Source organism: Bdellovibrio sp. ZAP7, from assembly GCF_006874645.1.
GTDB lineage: Bacteria > Bdellovibrionota > Bdellovibrionia > Bdellovibrionales > Bdellovibrionaceae > Bdellovibrio.
This window is the reverse complement of sequence record NZ_CP030082.1, coordinates 3,325,917-3,344,458: the sequence shown is the minus strand read 5'-3', so window position 1 is coordinate 3,344,458 and position 18,542 is coordinate 3,325,917. Positions and strand designations below refer to the sequence as shown.

Below are 18,542 nucleotides of genomic sequence, written 5' to 3'. Positions count from 1 at the left end.
CGCGCCGCATATAATCGCCGCTTAACTCCACCTAACCGACTCAATGAGTCGTGCTTAGATCTGTAAAGTACTGGCGAGGCCCTAAAATGCAGAGGATTGGTTGATTTTCTGACTGATCCGCGTCATCTGGTTTAAGCATAATATAGTTATTTCAATGGCTTCGCATTTGGGCTATCACTTTTGCGTGCACTTTAGTTGTAAGATCTCCAACTCAGTTTTGACGGTTCTTGAGGAGCAAGGTGAAGACCTTACGCCCCTCTATGAACAAACTCATCTATCGGTTGAGTTGCTGCGAGATTCTTCCTATTGGATCAGTGCTCCTGACATGGAGCAATTCCTAGAAATGTGTTTGCGACTTCCGCTCAAAAAAGATGGCGATGTTTTGATTCGTGCGGGTCACAACGGACCAGAATTGCGTGCTTGGGGAGTGCTCGACAGCGTGCTGCGCATGATGCCTCGTCCGCAGGAAATCTTTAATCAGCCTGAACAGTTCTTGTCCTATTTTATTTCTCCAAAACCACCGATTGATAATCTTCGTAAAGACGAAGTCAGCATCTCTTTCGATTTGCCACTTCCTGCCGAACAATATCCGTTGGTGACGACCTACCTGAAGGCGGCGTTCGAGTCTTTGCCCGTTTATGTGGGTCAACCTTTAGCACGTTGTGAATGGTCCGGTATCACTTTGAAATTAAGCTGGGCAACACAACAGCAAACGATCTTCAGTGAAAATGAAAACGTCGGTCATCAGGTCAGCCCGGATTTATTCCAAAGCTTGCTAAACGATTTGCAACGCACTCAACGTGAGCGCGAAGACCTGCAAAAATACGTGGGCGATCTTGAAGATAAAATTCGCACGTTTGAAAAGCAAAGACAGCAGCAGGCAGCACAAATTGAAGCGGCTGATACTATCGAAGGCAAAGCCTCATTGATTCCTCACGAAGGTTCTTTGGCGCATCTGAATTTCGATGTGGAATCACCTGCGTATTCCTTGAATCAAAACCTGGCACGTATGCATGACTACATGGTGCGCGCTCAGCAATTGATCACTATGCTGGCTTCTCAAGGCAAAACAAATCCTGCCGTGAAGGAAGCCATGAGACGTGTGGACTGGGAATTCGTGAAAACCGAATACCCGCGCACTGTTTTCAACAGCATGGAACTTGTTAAAAAAATAAACTCTAAGCAATCCGAGAAGGAAGGTACTCATCATGTCTGAAATCATCAGTGTCGTAGCTCGTGAAATTCTTGATAGCCGTGGTAACCCAACAGTTGAAGTTGAAGTAACAACAGCTGAAGGCAATATCGGTCGCGCAGCAGTTCCATCAGGTGCCTCGACAGGTGCCCATGAAGCTTGTGAGCTTCGTGATGGTGATAAAAATCGTTACGGTGGTAAGGGCGTATTCAAAGCGGTTGATAATATCCGTGAAAAAATCGCTCCTGAAATCTTGGGTCTGCAAGTAACTGAACAAGTTTACTTGGACAAAGTTCTTCGCGAAATCGATGGAACTGAAAACAAAACAAATTTGGGCGCAAATGCGATCCTGGGTGTGTCCTTGGCTGCTGCGAAAGCCGCTGCTGCTGACGTAAATCTTCCTTTGTACCGTTACATCGGTGGTTCTCAAGCTTGCCGCTTGCCAGTTCCTTTGATGAACGTGTTGAACGGTGGCGCGCACGCCAACAACGGTTTGGACATTCAAGAATTCATGATCGTTCCAACTGTGAATAACTCTTACGCAGAATCTCTTCGCGCAGGTGCCGAGATCTTCCACGCGCTTAAAAAAATCTTGGGCAAAAAAGGTTTAACGACAGCAGTGGGTGACGAAGGTGGCTTCGCTCCAAAATTGTCTGGCAACCAAGAAGCTTTGGACTTGATCATGAACGCCATCGTTGATGCTGGATACGATCCAGGTCAAAACGTATTCTTGGGCTTGGACGTTGCAGCGACAGAAATGTACAAAGACGGTAAATACCAATTCGACGGTGAGTTGATCTCTCCAACGGATCTATTGGGCGTTTACAAAAAATGGGCAGAAAAATATCCACTCATCACAATCGAAGACGGTTTCTCTGAAGACGACTGGGATTCATGGGTAAAATGCACATCCGAAATGGGCAACACAATGCAATTGGTTGGTGACGACTTGTTCGTAACAAACCCAAAACGTCTGCGCATGGGCCTAGAGAAAAAAGCTGCGAATGCCTTGCTAGTTAAAGTAAACCAAATCGGAACTTTGACAGAAACATTCGAAGCCGTAAACCTAGCTCAACGTAACAAATATAAAACAGTCATGTCCCACCGCTCAGGCGAAACAGAAGACACATTCATCGCCGACCTAGCAGTGGCTTTGAACTGTCACCAAATCAAAACCGGCAGCTTGTGTCGCTCTGAACGTATCGCCAAATACAACCAACTACTAAGAATCGAAGAAGACTTGGGTGGAATGGGCGTATACTGGGACAAAGCAGCTTTCAGATAAGCCACTTGCTTCAAAAATAAAAAAAAGCCACTCTTAATGGGTGGCTTTTTTATTTTCGGAGGCAGTATGCAGTTAAGCGCAATCGGAATCGTCTCAACAAACATCCCTGAATCCGTTCGTTTCTACAGTCTATTAGGTCTGCAATTCGAGGCCTGCGACAAAACAACTCAACACACGGAAGCCACAACCAAATCCGGTCTGCGAATAATGCTAGACGCAGAAGAGCTTATCAAAAAACTAAAACCCCACTGGGTAAAACCAACTATCGCATCAATGGCATTGGCATTCGATTGTGAAACACCAAAAGGTGTAGACGAAACTTTCAAAAAAATTACCAGCGCCGGTTTCAAATCAGAAAAAGAACCCTGGGACGCCTTCTGGGGCCAAAGATACGCAACAGTGCAAGATCCCGACGGAAACTCCATAGACCTGTTCGCGGCTCTAAAATAGATGAAGTTTCTATCGCCGTCGGAATTTTCGAAAAAAGTTGGGGCCATATATTTCGATTTAGCAAAAAAACTATCGAAAGTTTTACCCCATGCCAAAGTTGATCACATCGGTTCTTCCGGGATGCAGGAATCCAATTAGTAGAGCAAGGTTCCGAATTCGAAGACTTCATCCAAAAAATTCTAGCCATCCCCAAATCCTAAAAAAGCCACCCTCGACGGGTGGCTTTTTTATTTTCTTCTCTCCGCAAAAACGAGCGATGAACGCAGGGGTAGTCCATCGAACTTCTCCGAGAGCTCTGAGCTTTGACTGGCAGACTTGGAGGTATGTGATTCGCCGGGCCTTCAGCGGCGCTGGATGCGCGAACCGGCGAAGCCGGCGCTGATGAGCCATGGATGTGGCGTGCCCAAGAAACACATACCTCCAAGGCTGACGGGCAAAGATCAGAACGTTCGAAGAAGAACGATCTGGACTACCACGAAGAAAAGAGCGGCCGTAGACTTTTGTTATGTCTTATAGTCGTTTCGCCGTCGGATTACGTCGTCTATTAAATCACCCGGGAAGAGTCGCATTCATTTGCATGCTCATTTTCGGTGTTTCCATTGTATTAAACGGAAACCTATGGCGCCTATGGGGACTCCACAGAGATTTCGACCGCATCACAACAGAGATCAATGATAGCAAAAAAGCCACACTTGACCTTGAAGTCCAGCTCAAGCAAGCCAAAGATCCAGCATTTATTGAGCGCCAGGCTCGCGATAAATTAGACCTGGCTGGCGAACACGACTTAGTTTTCGTTTTCCCTGAACAATAGCCTAACGCGAATCGTTATTTGATGTCTCTCGGGTATACTAGCAATAGTATCTCAACTCTATTTCAAATCTATTTTGAAGTGATACCGGGGGTTTACGGTTATGTTCGAAAACTCAAATGAATGGAATAAAGACACTCTTCGCGCGCTTCGCCTTCGTCTTGGCTGGAGTCGTTCTGATATGGCTCGCAGATTAAAGTGTGAGCTAACAGACATCGAATCATGGGAAGAGGGTCAGGGCGAGTTGCTTTTTAATCCGCACATCAAGGGCGAGTTAGCTCTGATTCATCGTCAAGCAGATGAGTGCTCTGACCAAGTTCGCTTTACTCCAGCGTGTGAAAACGAGTGCGATAAGCAAGCACTTGATCAAGTTGATTTTTCACGCGTCAAAGCAGACTTAGAATAATCGACATTCGCACTCTCCCGTTGTAGTTTTTTGAACTGCAAAATACGGGAGAGCCTTATGAAAAAAATCTATCTTATTGATGTCAGCTCGATGTTCTTTCGCGCATTCTTTGCGATTAGACAGCTGACTTCTCCTAAGGGCATGCCCGTTAATGCCATCTACGGCTTTATCTCCATGGTTACCAAACTCATGAAGGAAGAAAAACCAGAGTACATGGTTTTCTGTTATGACCGCAAAGAGCCTTCCTTCCGTCATGATATGTACGTGGAATACAAAGCCCATCGTTCAGAAATGCCTGAAGATCTTGCGGTACAAATTCCTTACATCAAACAACTTGCCGATATTCTGGGAATTCCTGCCTTGGAAATTCCCAGCTATGAAGCTGATGACATCATCGGGACATTAGCGAAAGTCGGTAAAAAGAACGGCGTTGAAGTCGTGATTGTCAGTGGCGATAAAGACTTTGGCCAGTTGATCGAAGACGGTGTGATTCTTTACGACACCATGAAAGATCATCGTTATGATTCTGCGGGAGTCTTTGAAAAGTGGGGCGTACGCCCTGATCAATTTATCGACTATCTGGCCATCGTTGGCGATACATCGGACAACATTCCGGGAGTCAAAGGCATCGGTGAAAAAGGTGCCATCAAACTTTTAGAACAGTTTAAGCATCTTGAAGACATCTATGAAAACATCGACAAGGTCGAAGGCAAAAGCATCAAGCAGAAATTGATCGATGCCAAAGAGATGGCCTTCCTATCTAAAAAATTGGTGACCATCGCGACTGAAATTCCTATAGACCACAATATCGAAAGCTATCGTCTACGTCCGCGCAAAGACGACGAGCTTCGCGCTTACTTGCGTGAATTCAATTTTAAAACATTTGAAAAAAATCTTTTCGGTGAGGCCGGATCTTCACCGATGACGCCTGCTGAAGCGGGTAAGGCTTACTATGCTGAAGCCGCAACGCCGGCCGCCGCCCCTGATGCGATGGCGACACCGATGTTGGCCGAACATCAGACGAAAGAATTTAATGAAAAAACTCTTTCCACCAAAGAATTGGCGGGAATGTTCGCGGCGAACCAACCGTTGTGGGGTTTTTCTGATACAAGAGGCGTTTTCATTGGAACAGACTCTGATATTATTAATGTCTCCGATGCCGAGTTCCTGGGTAAATTAACGGATACTTTCAAAGTGAATTGGAAGGGCTACGATTTAAAAGATCTATGGCATAAAATCGGTTCCAAGAATCCTCTGGCTGATTGGGATTCAATGCTTGCAGCATATGTTTTGAAAGCCTCTGATACGTCAGACTTTAGCAAGGTCTATGAAAAACACATGGGCGAAGCGTTGCCAGAAATGGCTTCTCCAAGTCAAACGTACAATGCGCACCTGCACCTAGCGAAAACATTGGATAAAAAGCTTCACGAAATCCATGGTGAAAAAGTTTTCCGTGATCTGGAGCTTCCCTTGGTGAAAGTTCTTTTGAACATGGAAAACCTGGGCGTTCGCATCGATACGGATCTTTTGCACAACTTAAGTAAAGAACTTGAAAAAGAAATCGAAGTTTTGGAAAAGCAAATCCATGAGCAAGCGGGTGAAAACTTTAACGTTGGTAGTCCCAAACAGCTGGGTGTGATCTTGTTTGAAAAACTGGGTCTGCCTGCGGGTAAGAAAACGAAAACTGGTTATTCCACCGGTGAAGATGTTCTGGAAGCCCTGGAACATCCCATTGCGAAGTTAGTTCTGCAGTGGCGCGAGCTTTCCAAACTTAAATCAACATACGTCGATGCTTTACCAGCGATGGTACATGCCAAAGACGGCCGTGTTCATACCAGGTTTAATCAGGCATTAACGACGACAGGTCGTCTTTCCAGTACATCGCCTAACTTGCAGAACATCCCGATCCGCACGCCTCGTGGTCAGTTGGTGCGTAAAGCGTTCATTGCAAATCCTCGCATGAAACTATTGTCAGTGGACTACTCGCAAATTGAGTTAAGAATTCTTGCCCATATTTCCGAAGATCCAAATCTTTGCAAAGCCTTCGCCGAAGACTTGGACATCCATGCGGCAACAGCAGCAGAAATCTTCAATATACCGTTGAAAGACGTGAATGCAGAACATCGTCGCACAGCCAAGGCCGTGAACTTTGGTATCGCTTACGGGCAGGGTGCCTTCGGTTTGGCGGAAACTTTGGGTATTTCACGTACCGAGGGTAAAGACATTATCGATCGCTATTTCACACGCTTTAAAAATGTTCGTGAGTATATCGATAACACGATCAAACTGGCCCATGAAAAAGGTTACGTCGAAACATTATTCGGCCGCCGTCGTTATATCGATGAGCTTCAATCCGGCAATGCCATGCTAAAGAAATTCGGAGAACGCGCAGCCATCAATGCTCCTATTCAAGGTACAGCCAGCGATCTAGTGAAAAAAGCCATGATCGAAGTGAATAAAACGGTTCCCGTGCGCATGCTCTTGCAGGTGCATGACGAATTGATCTTCGAAGATTTTACTGAAAGCTTGGAAAAACTAACTCCGCAACTTGTGAGCATAATGGAAAACGTGGCTCAGCTACGCGTTCCGCTTAAAGTGAACTATGCAATCGGTGACAACTGGGACGAAGCGCACTGACCCGCACTGGTATGCGTGTTTTTTGTTATTGGGTTTCCCAGCCGACGACGCGGCCGCCTTCGAAGTATACGAAGCGGGTTTCTTTGCGGTAGCCCGAAGATGTCGAGCTTTGGCGTTCATAGCGCCAACGTTCGTTTTTATAGATCGGATTTCCTGAGACATCGACTGATGTCGGCTCACCCCAAGATTTTTTGACGTATTCCTGGGGCATGCCAACGGCGATATCTTGGTTTTCAACCAGATCTTTCATTTGGCTTGGAGCTGTTGAGCGGCTCCAGATTTTATTCTTATTGATCCAAACCTGACGTCCCTCGATTGATGGGATGGATAAAAACTCTATCTTTTCGGCATCGGACTGCAGCCAAGGCAAGATGCGTGAATATTGCTCTTTTTCCTTGTTTGAACGCAGAGTTCGTTCCATTTGGCGAACTGTATTGCGATCTTGGATTTCTTGAATGTCGCTGGCGCTCAGATTGCCTGGGTCTTTACCCAACTCATAAGCTGTTTGACGAACCGAGCGGTCGCGAATGACATCACGAGAGTCCCGAGAAGTATAATCGGACGAGGATCCGTACCCACTATTCGCGGATCTTTGAAAACCTGTACAAGCAGACAATGATAAGCCCAAAACAGATACGACAAACAATACTCTCATGAATGAACTCCTAAGGTTTTATTCTACTGGATGAGGGCTTGTTTATAAATTGTTCTTGCGGGGTATTTGGTTCTTTTCTTACAATCGTCTTGGGAGCAATCATTGGCTGAAAACGAAAACCCGACCAAAGTAGAGTCGCAAAAACCTGAGGATTCACCAGAAGAGGAAAGTTCGGAAGATCTTTTGTCACTGGAATCTTTGGATTCTATTTTGGAAAAAGAGGATCCCGAGTTCGCCAAGTCTCTTAAGAGTATCGGTCCCGATGATCCTTCAAATCCCATCGTCATCGAAGAATCAGATCTAGAATATAAAATTGAAGATGAAGTAAAATACTGGAATCGCCAAGAAGGCTGGCGCAAGAAGTTGGTTAAATTTCTTCCCTTCTTGCCTCGTATTTCGTACTACGTTCGCCTGCAACACATGGCTTTGCGCCTGACATGGCGAAAAACCAAAGAACAAACCATTCATTTCCTTAAAAACCTGGGGCCTAACTTAAAACATGGGATCATTGAAGTTTTAGGACGTATTAAAAGCTGGCTTGGTGATTTGGGTGCGACCTTCAAAACATTCTCTTTGATGCAAAAGCTGGGAGTTGTGGTTTTGTTGATCGCAACCGGTGTCGGTGGAGTTGTTCTGTATAAAATCGCCAATAACAAACTGATCCCTCATCAAGAGGAATTGTTTTTGCCGACTTTGGAAGACTGGGCAGATAAAAAGGAATTTTTTGAAGCGGATCAAGTGGAGCCTTTTTATGACTCCACTCGAGTGGCTCAGAATATTTTCAGTACACAAAGAATTTTTGCGAATATCCGGAAGTCTTCACAATCAGGCCCGAACCCGATGGCGGCCCTGGAATTTTATGTCGAGGGTACGGACGCCGACGTGGTCGTTGAAATCAAAGACCGCGAGCCTGAAGTGAAAGATCTGTTTTTAAGAGTCGTTGAAGATATGAATTACGATCAATTGTCTTCAGTTGAAGGCAAGCAGATGTTGTGTGAACGCCTTCGCAAAGAAATCAATAAGATCCTGACCAAGGGTAAAGTGCGCAGGATCTTCTATAAAACCGCTGTTATTAAACCTTAAAGTTTTCCACCTTGATATTATAGTACTTCAAACGATCGTGCAGAGTTGATTTAGGCATACCCAAATCAGCAGCTGTGCGACGTTGATTGCCACGATTTGCCGTCAAACGTTTTATGATCATTTGTTTTTCAATCTCTTTAATGACCGGGATATCGTTAGTGGAGTCGGCTTCAGAAGGTGTCAGCAACGTTTTATCCAGAAGCTTTTCGATATGTTTCTCTTCGATATGCTCCCGAGGATAAAGGGCCGCCGTGCGCGTAACCAGATTTTTCAATTCACGGATATTACCTGGCCACGGATGCTTTTTCAAACGGGCAATAGCGCCGAACGAAAAACGCACACGCATTTTTTTAGCAAACATGTAAAGCAGGTCTTCAAAGTCCTCCATGCGGTGAACCAGTGCGGGGGGAGTCACTGTTACGACATTCAAACGGAAATACAAGTCGGCGCGGAAAGCACCTTCACGAATTTTTTCAGGCAAGCTCTGATGAGTGGCTGCGATGATTCGCACATCGGTTTTGATGTTGCGGTCTGCTCCCACGGGACGAATTTCACCATTTTCCAGTGCGCGCAAGAGTTTCGCTTGCAGAGCATAGGAAAGATCACCGATTTCATCCAGGAACAAGGTTCCGCCGCGGGCAGCTTCAAATGCACCCTTGCGATCAGAAATAGCGCCAGTAAAGCTGCCTTTCACGTGTCCAAAAAGTTCAGACTCGATCAACGTTTCACTTAAAGCGCTGCAGTTCACGCTCATAAAGTTTGCATTCTTGCGTAAGCTTTCGTTATGCAGGGCTTGAGCAATAACATCTTTGCCGGTTCCTGAGGGACCCAAGATAAGGACGGGGAATTCAGTGACGGCAACGTGACGAAGACTTTGCAACTCTTCATTCCAAACTTCGTTCTTACTTTTTAAAGGAAATTCCGAAGATTCCTCGTTGGTTTTATAGGTGAATAAAAGTTCCTGGCTGCCGGCGCGGATAATATCGCCTTCTTGCAGGATCGCTTCCATAATACGGGCATTATTTAGATAGGTTCCCTGAGGGCTTCTAAGGTCTCGGATGTAGTAGGTTTGCTCGCGACGCTCGATTCTAAAGTGACGCTCGGCGAGTTCTTCTCCGAAGATTTGAATCTGACATTGGGCGTCTTTGCCGACTGTCAGAAAGTCGCTGACTTGATAGGTTTTCGGGTTTTCACCCATGTGTTTTAGTAAAGCTTGGTTCATGATTTTCTCCTTCGCGAGGATTTCTAGAGCAAGGGCCTCGCCAGGGCTCAATTCGAATATAAGTGATCGCCGGGGCTGTTTTGGGGCCATGATGTATTGGGCCTAAGATAGGTTTCCAAGAATTGAGAATTGAGCATCGGCTTATTTATTGGTAGCCTACGTTATGCCAAAACAGATCAGATTCATCAAAAGCGCCGTTCTTGAGAAAGACTACCCCGTCCACAAAAAAGCTGAAGTGGCGATCGCAGGTAGATCCAATGCTGGCAAAAGTTCATTTATTAATGGTTTAGCGACAAATAAAATCGCCAAGGTCAGTTCGACGCCGGGTAAAACTCGTCTGTTGAATTTCTTTGATATGGATTCTTTCGTGCTTGTCGATATGCCAGGTTATGGATTTGCGGCACGTTCTGGCGATGAGATTCGTGACTGGCATAAAATGATCGAAGTCTATTTGAACTCACGCGAAAGTCTGGCGGGTTTGATTTTGGTCATGGATATTCGTCGTTCCTGGAGTGAGGATGAAGAGCTTCTTCGTCGTTTCTCTGAAACTCAGGGCTTCCCTTTGGCCGTGGTGTTGACGAAGGCAGATAAAATGTCTCGCTCACAAATGCTTCAGGCAGTTAACAAAATAAAAAAAGAAACAGGCTTGAGCGCTGTCTTTGCAACTTCGGCTATCAAGAAAACCGGCCAAGAAGAAGTGGAAGACTATATCTACGCCAATTGGATTAAAGCATGAAGATAGTTGGTGTAATTCCAGCTCGATTCGCCTCCACGCGCTTTCCCGGAAAGCCCCTCGCACTTCTTCAAGGCCGTCCGATGATTCAGTGGACAATTGAAGGTGCCAAGAAATCAAAACTTTTAACGGACCTGATTGTCGCAACTGACGATGATCTTATCAAAGCGGCAGCAGAAGCTGTGGGTGCGAAGGTCGTGATGACTGACAGCAGTCTGCCATCAGGTAGTGACCGTATTCACGCCGCTATCAAAAATGTTGATTGCGATGTGGTGGTGAACATTCAGGGCGATGAGCCCTTGGTGACGGGCGAGTTGATTGATCGCCTGGCTCAAGTTTTCGTTGATGACTCTAAGATGGATATGGCGACACTCGCCCATCCTATTTCTGAAGAAGAACTGCAAAATCCTAATTCGGTAAAAGTCGTGATGAATATCAAGGATGAGGCTTTGTATTTTAGCCGCTTTCCTATGCCTTATTCCCGTGTCAAGGCCAGCGAGCTTGAAGACTATTCTGGCTGCCTAAAACACATTGGCATGTATGCATACTCGAAAAAATTTTTGCAGCAGTTCTGCGAAGCTCCTCAGGCTCTGATTGAAAAAGCAGAAAGCCTGGAGCAATTGCGCGCTTTGTATCTGGGAGCAAAGATCAAAGTCGTGCGTGTGAAAGAAGCAAGTATCGGGGTGGATACTCCCGAAGATCTTGAAAAATTGGATAAAGTTTTAAGTCAGAGGAAATAATGGCAAAAAAAGCAAAATCTACATCTGTGAAAGCAACTAAGAAGACTGTTGCGACCACAAAAGTTTCGACAGCAAAATCCACAAAGAAATCCCTGAAGCAAAAATTTATTTTTGTGACAGGCGGGGTGGTTTCATCCATCGGTAAGGGCCTGACAGCGGCGAGCCTGGGAGCTTTGTTAGAAGCTCGCGGCCACAAAGTCACAATCATGAAATTCGACCCGTACCTGAATGTGGACCCGGGTACGATGTCTCCGTTTCAACACGGGGAAGTGTTTGTAACTGAAGATGGTGCTGAGACGGATTTGGATTTGGGCCACTATGAGCGCTTCACATCAGCCGTGATGAATCGCTCCAATTCAGTTTCCACAGGGCAGATTTACGACACTGTGATCGCACGCGAACGTCGTGGCGATTATCTGGGTGGCACTGTGCAAGTGATTCCGCATATCACGGAGGAAATCAAAGCACGTATTTATGAAGCGGCTCAAGGCAGTGAATTGATCCTGGTTGAAATCGGCGGAACCGTCGGGGATATCGAATCTCAACCTTTCTTGGAAGCTATCCGTCAGATGCGTATTGATGTCGGGATGGAAAATTCTGTATTGGTTCACGTGACTTACGTTCCGTATATCGCAGCCGCTGGCGAGTTGAAATCAAAGCCGACTCAGCACTCTGTGAAAGAATTGCGCATGATCGGCTTGCAGCCAGACTTCCTGGTTTGTCGTAGTGAAAAACATATCGATGATAATCTTAAAGGCAAGATTGCCTTGTTCTGTTCCGTGCAACCGAATCATGTGGTGGCCGCTCAAGACAGCAAATTCATTTACGAAGTTCCATTGGCTTTGCACAAAGAGCAACTGGATGAATTGATTGTTGAGCGTTTGGGGCTAAAACCCCAACGTTTGAATCTTAAAGGCTGGCAAAATCTGGTTAACGTTTTGGCGAATCCAGATGTGACAGTTAAAATCGGTGTCGTGGGTAAATACGTTGAGCTGAAAGAAGCGTATAAATCTTTGCATGAATCTTTGGTTCATGGTGGGGTTGCCAACAAAGCCCGCGTGGAAATTATCTATGTCGATTCTGAAAAAGTGACAGATAAAACTGTTCATTCTCTTTTAGGTAAAGTCGACGGCATCCTGGTGCCAGGCGGATTTGGTACTCGCGGAGTGGAAGGTAAAATCACCGCCATTAAATATGCGCGTGAAAAACAAAAACCATTCTTCGGCATTTGTTTTGGGATGCAGCTGGCAGCGATTGAATTCGCACGCAATGTGTGCGGTATCAAAGATGCTACCAGCCGTGAGTTCCATGCGGAAAATAAACGAAACGGCAACTTCGTGATCGATTCCATGGTTGAACAACGTGGCTTGGTTAACAAGGGCGGTACGATGCGCTTGGGGGCCTACCCTTGTGCTATCGCACCGAACACCAAGGCCTCCCAAGTGTACAAAGCGACGAACATCACGGAACGTCACCGTCATCGTTTTGAATTTAATAATAAGTTTAAAGCTTTGTTTGAAAAAAACGGCATGGTCGCTTCGGGTATTTGTAAAGAGCGCGATCTGGTTGAAGTTGTTGAACTTCCGGATCATCCTTGGTTTGTGGCGGTTCAGTACCATCCAGAATTCAAATCCAAGCCGCTGGCGCCGCATCCGTTGTTTGTTCATTTTGTTAAAGCTAGTTTGAAGAATAAATAGGATCAGATATGTCAAAATTGACTGAGCAAGCATTGAAGGTTTTAGAAGTCGAGGCGCAAGCCGTGTTGGCTTTAAAACCGCGCATAGGTGCTGATTTCGAACAGGTCGTAAAATTGATTGTGGGCTGTAAGGGCAAACTGGTTGTTACTGGCATTGGGAAATCCGGTCAAATCGCCCGCAAATTGGCGAGTACTTTTTCCTCAACAGGAACTCCGGCTGTATTTTTACATCCTGCTGAAGGTAATCACGGCGATTTGGGCATGGTCACAAATGACGACGTGATTATGGCGTTGTCGTACGGTGGTGAGTCGCCCGAGTTTTCAGGTGTATTGAGTTTCGTTGCCCGCAAAGGTATTCCTTTGATCGCCTTGACAGGTAAACCTTCCTCTTCATTGTCTAAAGCGGCAAAGTTCACTTTGGATGTAGCGGTCTCTGAAGAAGCCTGCCCCTTGGGTTTGGCTCCCACAGCGAGCAGTACGGCGACGTTGGCGATGGGTGATGCAGTTGCGATGTGTGTGATGGCGGAAAAAGGATTCAGCTCTGCTGACTTTGCGGAATTCCATCCAGGTGGCAGCCTTGGCTACCGTCTTTTGACTCGTGTGAAAGATGTTATGCATGCGGGTGATGCTTTGCCGACGGTGGGACTGAACGCTCCACTGAAAGAAGTTTTTGCTATCATGACCCACAAAGATGTGCGCGGCGCTGCTGGTATCGTCGATGATAAAGGTGATTTAGTCGGAGTTATCACGGACGGGCAGATTCGTCGTCGTTTGGATAAATCGAATGATCCTTTTACGGGGCAGGCAAAAGATTTGATGACCACGAACCCTCGTACGATTGATAAGAATGAACTCGCTGAAAAAGCCTTGTTTGTGATGGAGCAATTTCAGATCAACATGTTGTTTGTGATGGATAAAGAATCCTCCCAGCCTTTGAAGCCAGTCGGCATCATTCACGTTCAGGATTTGTTGAAAGCGCGTGTACGCTAATTAAACGGGGTTTCAGCCTGAAGCCCCACTCCCATTTTTCCTTTGGTTTTCATTTAGGTCCATGTGAGGTGACTTTTTAAGAGGCCTCCAATACACCTCTGCTATAGTTATCTTAAGAGGCTTTTCTTGAACTTAAAAATTAGAGAATTACCCCCATTTGCAATTTCCCTTTTCCTGCACCTAGCGGTGTTTGCGGGGATTTCTATTGTTGCAATGAAGCCTGAAGTTCTAGTGCCGTTTGGATCCTATAAAAAGGGTGGCGCTGTTGTCGTCGAATTTGATTCCTTTTCTTCACCCGTTAAATCAGTTCCAAGAATCTCGGCGCCCGTTTTGCACGATGAGGGCGATATCGCTGTCACTCAAAAGAAAAAACAGGTCCAAGTTCAACCGCCAAAGGTTGTTGAAACTGGCGGAGCGAAAACTTTGGGTCATGCAGATGGAAATCTGACTTCAGGACCTCTGGGTGAAGCCAATGGAAATCGTTTGGCTTCCATTAAAGAACGCTATTTATATGAACTGCGAGTTCTTATCGAAGGGCGTAAGGTCTATCCGGTCACTTCGAAACGCCTTCGTGAAAGTGGACGAGTTTTAGTTGAGTTTACGGTGCAAAATGATGGCACAATCACTGCCGTAGAAATCAAGCAGGGTACGGCTTTCGATCGTTTGAATGAAGCCGCTAAAAGTTTGATTGCTGGCATTGGTAAATACAAACCACTGCCGAGTGAGTTTGAGCAATCATCCGCTAAACTTGAAATTCCTATCGAATATTCTTTGCAATAAATCTGCTCGCCACTGTCCATTAACATTCACATTTGCATGGGTCCAGTTCGCGCAAAGGGAACATACTTTAGCGCAGGTTTGTTGTTACCTTTAACAAAATTCTGTCGGTAAAGAGATCATTCCAGACCTTCATCCAGTGGGACAAAGGTCTTGTATCGGGGTGCGACACTTGCTCCTCTTGTAATAATTTCCCACAATGATTTCGTGGCAGTAGAAATATCAAAACTTAAAAATATCAAGATGTTGGTGCTGGATGTCGATGGTGTCATGACCGACACAAGGATCTGGTTTGAAAACGGCGAATGGCGTCGTTTTTATTCCATCCGTGATGGCGTGGGCATCAAACGTTTGACAGAAGCGGGTTACAAGATCGCCGTCATTACTGGAACAAAGGCAGAGGACGTTCGTGCTCGTGCCAAATCTCTGGGTATTCATTATTTTTACGAAGGTGCTCTCGACAAAGAGCCTTCTTTCTTACAGCTGCAAAAAGAATCCGGCATCTCACCAAGTGAGATGGCGTATGTGGGGGACGACATTTTCGATATCCCACTTTTGCAAGCAGTGTCCTTCGGAGCCACAGTTCCTGAAGCAGTTGATGAAGTGATTGAGATTGCAGATTACGTGACGAAGCGGCCCGGTGGTTGCGGAGCAGTACGTGAAGTTTGTGATTACATTTATAAATATGGGGCCTTTTCCTCAGGTAGGTAATTCATGCTAAAGAATGGTTTGAAAGCCTTGATCATCATTGGTGCAGCTTTGCTTCTGCATAAAACAGCTTTCGCAGCTGAGTTGGTCGAGTTGCCAGTAGAAGAACTGGCGAAAGAATCTGTACTCCCGATCTTTGATAAATCGGTGAGCGTTAAAAACCGTCGTGTTGTTACCGCAGGTCGCATTGATGCGAACTTGTTCTATGGTATGGCGCTGACAGAGCCGATTTACGATGTCAGTAAATTCGGATTGTCCGCGTATTATAACTGGAATGAAGACCACGCCATTGGTTTCTTGTTCGCGAAAAACTCATCGGGCTTATCTACATATGCTAAGCAGCTATATACGGAATACGGCTTGGACTATAACTACGCACCAAAGCCGGAAATGACTTTGATGGCGGATTACAATCTTAAAGTTTTCTATGGAAAGATGAGTTTAACCAAAGCGACTGTGATCAATACCCAGTTGTTCGGAACCGCTGCCTTGGGAATGGTTAAGTTTGAAAACAAAGCTTATCCGGCGTTGGCACTCGGCCTGGGACAAAAATTCTATTTCACGTCTCAGTGGGCGTTGAGATTCGATTTGAGACTTTATATGAATCAAGCGCCGATCCCATTCAATCCGGCTTTGAAACCAAGCGTCCCTACAAAACCTTCAAAAGATTCATTTGAAGACAGACTCACTTACACTACAAACCTCGATGTTGGTTTGTCTTACTTGTTTTAAGCGAGGTTGAAAGATGTTGAACAAAAAACTTTTCGCATTCTTACTGATCTCCGCAATGCTGACTCCGGGTTTGTCAAAAGCTCAGGATATGGGTGGCGGTGATGATGTTGACAGCATTGAAACAGAAGTAAACCGCTCGGCTCCCAAAAGGCAGACTATTGAAAATTCAGCAGCAGCGAAAAATTATGCTGGTGATGATGAAAAGAATGTCACTGACTTTAAAGGCCTTGCGAATCTTGCACCATTTCAAGAGATCTCGATCATTCAAAAAAGATTCATGCCTAAGACAGGCCGCTTCGAATTGTTTGGTGGCGGTACCATCGTAACCAATGACCCATTCTTTAACACAATGGGTGGTGTTCTTAAGGCGGGGTACTTCCTGACTGAATCTTGGGGTGTGGAGTTGAACTATTTTGGTTTGACGACGGCACAACGTGAATCGACTCGTGAACTTGAATCGAACAATGGTGTTTCGACTGAGAGCTTGGCATATCCTAAATCCTATATCGGTGCCGATCTTATGTGGTCGCCTATTTACGGTAAAATGACTTGGTTCAACAACCGTATCATTCCTTTCGACCTGTATTTCTCGGGTGGTTACGGGATGACTGAAACATCCACAGGTGAAAGTTCTGGAACGGTCCACGTGGCTGCCGGACAGATCTTTTCTTTGACGAAGTCCGTAGCATTCCGTTGGGACTTCAGCTGGAATTTCTATAATGCCAACGTGACCATCAAAGAAAAAGATGGCAGCGGCAATGTTATCGGATCCCACAAATCTAATAACAGCTTTAACAACTTGTTCTTAACTGTAGGCGTGAGCTGGTTCTTTCCGGAGGCAACATACCGATGAGAAAACTACTATTACTCTTGATCGCAACAAGTATGGTTACGCCGGTCGTATCAGAGGCGCAGACGAAAAAAGCTGCTCCTGCGAAACGTGCGGCTCAAGCTCCAACGCAACGTAGAGCAGTGGCACCACCGAACGCAAAACAGCAATTGTCTAAAGCTTTGCAAATGGCCCAAAACGGTCAGTATGCAGCAGCAGCGAATAACCTGTTCACTTTGGCAAGAAAGCCGGAGTTGGCAGCGGAGCGTCCACAGATCAAATACATCCTGGGAACAATGTTGATGCAGTTGAAGCTTTATCAAACTGCCGCTTTCCAATTCGTGGATGTAATTCGTTCTGGAAATCCTCGCTATTCTAAGCCTGCAATTGAAAAACTTGCGATCGTGGCCGATGGATTGGGCGACGATACGATTATGAACTACGCGATCTCTCGTGTGGATTTGAACTCCATCCCGGCAAGTCAAAAAGACATGGTTTACTACCGCTTAGGAGAAATCCAACGTCGTAACAGAGAGTATCCTAAAGCGATCGATATGTTCAGTCGCGTGGGAGCAAACAGCTCTTACTACTTCCAGGCATTATACAATCGTGGTTTGTCAGAACTTGAATCAAATGAAGTGCCAGCAGCCATCACTGTTTTCCAAAATATGATTGATGCGCGTGCGGCGGCTCCGGTGACAGATACGAATAAAGTTCAGGCGCAATTGGCTTTGGCCCGTGCTTACTATCAAAAGAAAGACTGGGATGCAGCTATCGAAGCGTATTCTCAGGTCCCTCGTGACACTTTGGCATGGCATGATGCAATCTTTGAACAGTCTTGGGCAATGCTTCGTGCAGCCCGTTTTCGTTCCGCTATGAGTAATTTCCAAACTCTCCACTCGGCATATTATGAAGACTTTTATATGCCGGAGAGTTTACTTTTACGCTCGATCGTATACCTTTACATCTGTAAGTACGATGAGATGGAAAAGGTCTTGAACTTGTTCGAGACGACATATGGACCGGTACGTGCGAAAATCGGTAACTTCATTAAGAGCACGAACGACAACACTTATTACTATCAGGAACTTGAGAAAGCAAAAATCATCAAGACCACTGATAAGTCTGCGAATCTTCACCTTCCATACATCGTTCTTCGTAACATCATGGATCAGGGTGACGTGAAGCGTGCGATGAACTATCTGGCTCGTTTGAACCAGGAAAAATCCCGCGTCGAGGGGAGCCCTACGTTCCGTGCGTCTGCTTTGGGTCAGTACTCTTTGAAGATCCTGGCAAATCGTTCGAAAAATACCAAGCTTGCAATCGGCGACATGATGAAAGTGCATTTGTTGAACATGCGCACAGAGCTTCATGATCTTTACGAACAAGCTGGTTTCATCCGTTACGAAATGATCAACGGAAGAAAAGAAACTGTTAAAAAGAAAATCGCTGGTAAAGATCTTGGCGAGCAAATTGACGATAATGTGAATCGTAAGTTCTATATCGAAAATGGCTTCCAATACTATCCGTTCCAGGGTGAGTTCTGGTTGGATGAAATCGGAAACTATCACTATCTGGGCAAACAAAGTTGCGAGTAGG

18 protein-coding genes are annotated in these 18,542 nt (G+C 45.6%); 16 read left to right on the top strand and 2 right to left on the bottom strand.

The features are described 5' to 3' along the window. Nucleotides 1-154 precede the first annotated feature (154 nt). The 6 genes from DOM22_RS16050 (at nucleotide 155) to polA (ending at nucleotide 6,778) form a co-directional block, all read left to right on the top strand. A complete protein-coding gene (locus DOM22_RS16050; protein WP_246845694.1) occupies nucleotides 155-1,216 on the top strand; it encodes a hypothetical protein in 1,062 nt (353 codons plus the stop codon). Continuing rightward, nucleotides 1,209-2,477, top strand: a complete 1,269-nt coding sequence (gene eno / locus DOM22_RS16045) for a phosphopyruvate hydratase (RefSeq protein WP_142701344.1) — start codon at nucleotides 1,209-1,211, stop codon at nucleotides 2,475-2,477. The genes DOM22_RS16050 and eno overlap by 8 nt, the downstream gene beginning before the upstream one ends. Before the next feature lie 66 nt (nucleotides 2,478-2,543). Next, nucleotides 2,544-2,927: a VOC family protein gene (locus DOM22_RS16040; protein ID WP_142701343.1), complete on the top strand. Its 384-nt coding sequence runs from the start codon at nucleotides 2,544-2,546 to the stop codon at nucleotides 2,925-2,927. A 505-nt stretch (nucleotides 2,928-3,432) separates the two neighbouring features. Beyond that, the gene (locus tag DOM22_RS16035; protein ID WP_142701342.1) at nucleotides 3,433-3,738 is read left to right on the top strand and encodes a septum formation initiator family protein; all 306 of its coding nucleotides are present in this window, start codon (nucleotides 3,433-3,435) and stop codon (nucleotides 3,736-3,738) included. Nucleotides 3,739-3,838: 100 nt separating this feature from the next. Further along, nucleotides 3,839-4,141 carry a helix-turn-helix domain-containing protein gene (locus DOM22_RS16030; RefSeq protein ID WP_142701341.1) on the top strand — a complete coding sequence of 101 codons (303 nt, stop codon included), beginning with the start codon at nucleotides 3,839-3,841 and terminating at the stop codon, nucleotides 4,139-4,141. 57 nt (nucleotides 4,142-4,198) lie between these two features. Further along, nucleotides 4,199-6,778, top strand: a complete 2,580-nt coding sequence (gene polA, locus DOM22_RS16025; RefSeq protein ID WP_142701340.1) for a DNA polymerase I — start codon at nucleotides 4,199-4,201, stop codon at nucleotides 6,776-6,778. A 25-nt stretch (nucleotides 6,779-6,803) separates the two neighbouring features. Here polA and DOM22_RS16020 read toward each other — a convergent pair whose 3' ends face one another. Next, entirely contained in the window at nucleotides 6,804-7,433 is a 630-nt protein-coding gene (locus tag DOM22_RS16020; protein ID WP_142701339.1) for a hypothetical protein, read from the bottom strand. 102 nt (nucleotides 7,434-7,535) lie between these two features. Between DOM22_RS16020 and fliL the strand changes: the two genes are divergently transcribed. Beyond that, a complete protein-coding gene (fliL, locus tag DOM22_RS16015; protein WP_246845693.1) occupies nucleotides 7,536-8,516 on the top strand; it encodes a flagellar basal body-associated protein FliL in 981 nt (326 codons plus the stop codon). Here the strand turns inward: fliL and DOM22_RS16010 are convergent. Then, nucleotides 8,506-9,738 carry a sigma-54-dependent Fis family transcriptional regulator gene (locus tag DOM22_RS16010; protein ID WP_246845692.1) on the bottom strand — a complete coding sequence of 411 codons (1,233 nt, stop codon included), beginning with the start codon at nucleotides 9,736-9,738 and terminating at the stop codon, nucleotides 8,506-8,508. The genes fliL and DOM22_RS16010 overlap by 11 nt on opposite strands. Before the next feature lie 163 nt (nucleotides 9,739-9,901). Between DOM22_RS16010 and yihA the strand changes: the two genes are divergently transcribed. The 9 genes from yihA to DOM22_RS15965 all read left to right on the top strand — a co-directional run bounded on the left by yihA (nucleotide 9,902) and on the right by DOM22_RS15965 (nucleotide 18,541). Continuing rightward, nucleotides 9,902-10,474, top strand: coding sequence for a ribosome biogenesis GTP-binding protein YihA/YsxC (gene yihA, locus DOM22_RS16005; protein WP_142701338.1), 573 nt, complete (start codon nucleotides 9,902-9,904; stop codon nucleotides 10,472-10,474). Further along, nucleotides 10,471-11,211, top strand: coding sequence for a 3-deoxy-manno-octulosonate cytidylyltransferase (kdsB, locus tag DOM22_RS16000; RefSeq protein ID WP_142701337.1), 741 nt, complete (start codon nucleotides 10,471-10,473; stop codon nucleotides 11,209-11,211). Before yihA ends, kdsB begins: the two co-directional genes overlap by 4 nt. 92 nt (nucleotides 11,212-11,303) lie before the next feature. Further along, nucleotides 11,304-12,908 (top strand): CTP synthase, encoded by a 1,605-nt coding sequence (locus DOM22_RS15995; protein WP_142702266.1) that lies wholly within the window; start codon nucleotides 11,304-11,306, stop codon nucleotides 12,906-12,908. A gap of 8 nt (nucleotides 12,909-12,916) precedes the next feature. Beyond that, the gene (locus tag DOM22_RS15990) at nucleotides 12,917-13,897 is read left to right on the top strand and encodes an SIS domain-containing protein (RefSeq protein ID WP_142701336.1); all 981 of its coding nucleotides are present in this window, start codon (nucleotides 12,917-12,919) and stop codon (nucleotides 13,895-13,897) included. Between the two features lie 126 nt (nucleotides 13,898-14,023). Then, nucleotides 14,024-14,677, top strand: a complete 654-nt coding sequence (locus DOM22_RS15985; RefSeq protein WP_142701335.1) for an energy transducer TonB — start codon at nucleotides 14,024-14,026, stop codon at nucleotides 14,675-14,677. A gap of 204 nt (nucleotides 14,678-14,881) precedes the next feature. Beyond that, entirely contained in the window at nucleotides 14,882-15,385 is a 504-nt protein-coding gene (locus DOM22_RS15980; RefSeq protein WP_142701334.1) for an HAD family hydrolase, read from the top strand. A gap of 3 nt (nucleotides 15,386-15,388) precedes the next feature. Further along, nucleotides 15,389-16,114 carry an outer membrane beta-barrel domain-containing protein gene (locus DOM22_RS15975; protein WP_142701333.1) on the top strand — a complete coding sequence of 242 codons (726 nt, stop codon included), beginning with the start codon at nucleotides 15,389-15,391 and terminating at the stop codon, nucleotides 16,112-16,114. 13 nt (nucleotides 16,115-16,127) lie between these two features. Continuing rightward, nucleotides 16,128-16,967 carry an outer membrane beta-barrel domain-containing protein gene (locus DOM22_RS15970; RefSeq protein ID WP_142701332.1) on the top strand — a complete coding sequence of 280 codons (840 nt, stop codon included), beginning with the start codon at nucleotides 16,128-16,130 and terminating at the stop codon, nucleotides 16,965-16,967. Beyond that, on the top strand, nucleotides 16,964-18,541 hold the full coding sequence (locus DOM22_RS15965; protein ID WP_142701331.1) for a lipopolysaccharide assembly protein LapB: 1,578 nt from the start codon (nucleotides 16,964-16,966) through the stop codon (nucleotides 18,539-18,541). Before DOM22_RS15970 ends, DOM22_RS15965 begins: the two co-directional genes overlap by 4 nt. The last annotated feature ends 1 nt before the right edge of the window (nucleotide 18,542 follow it).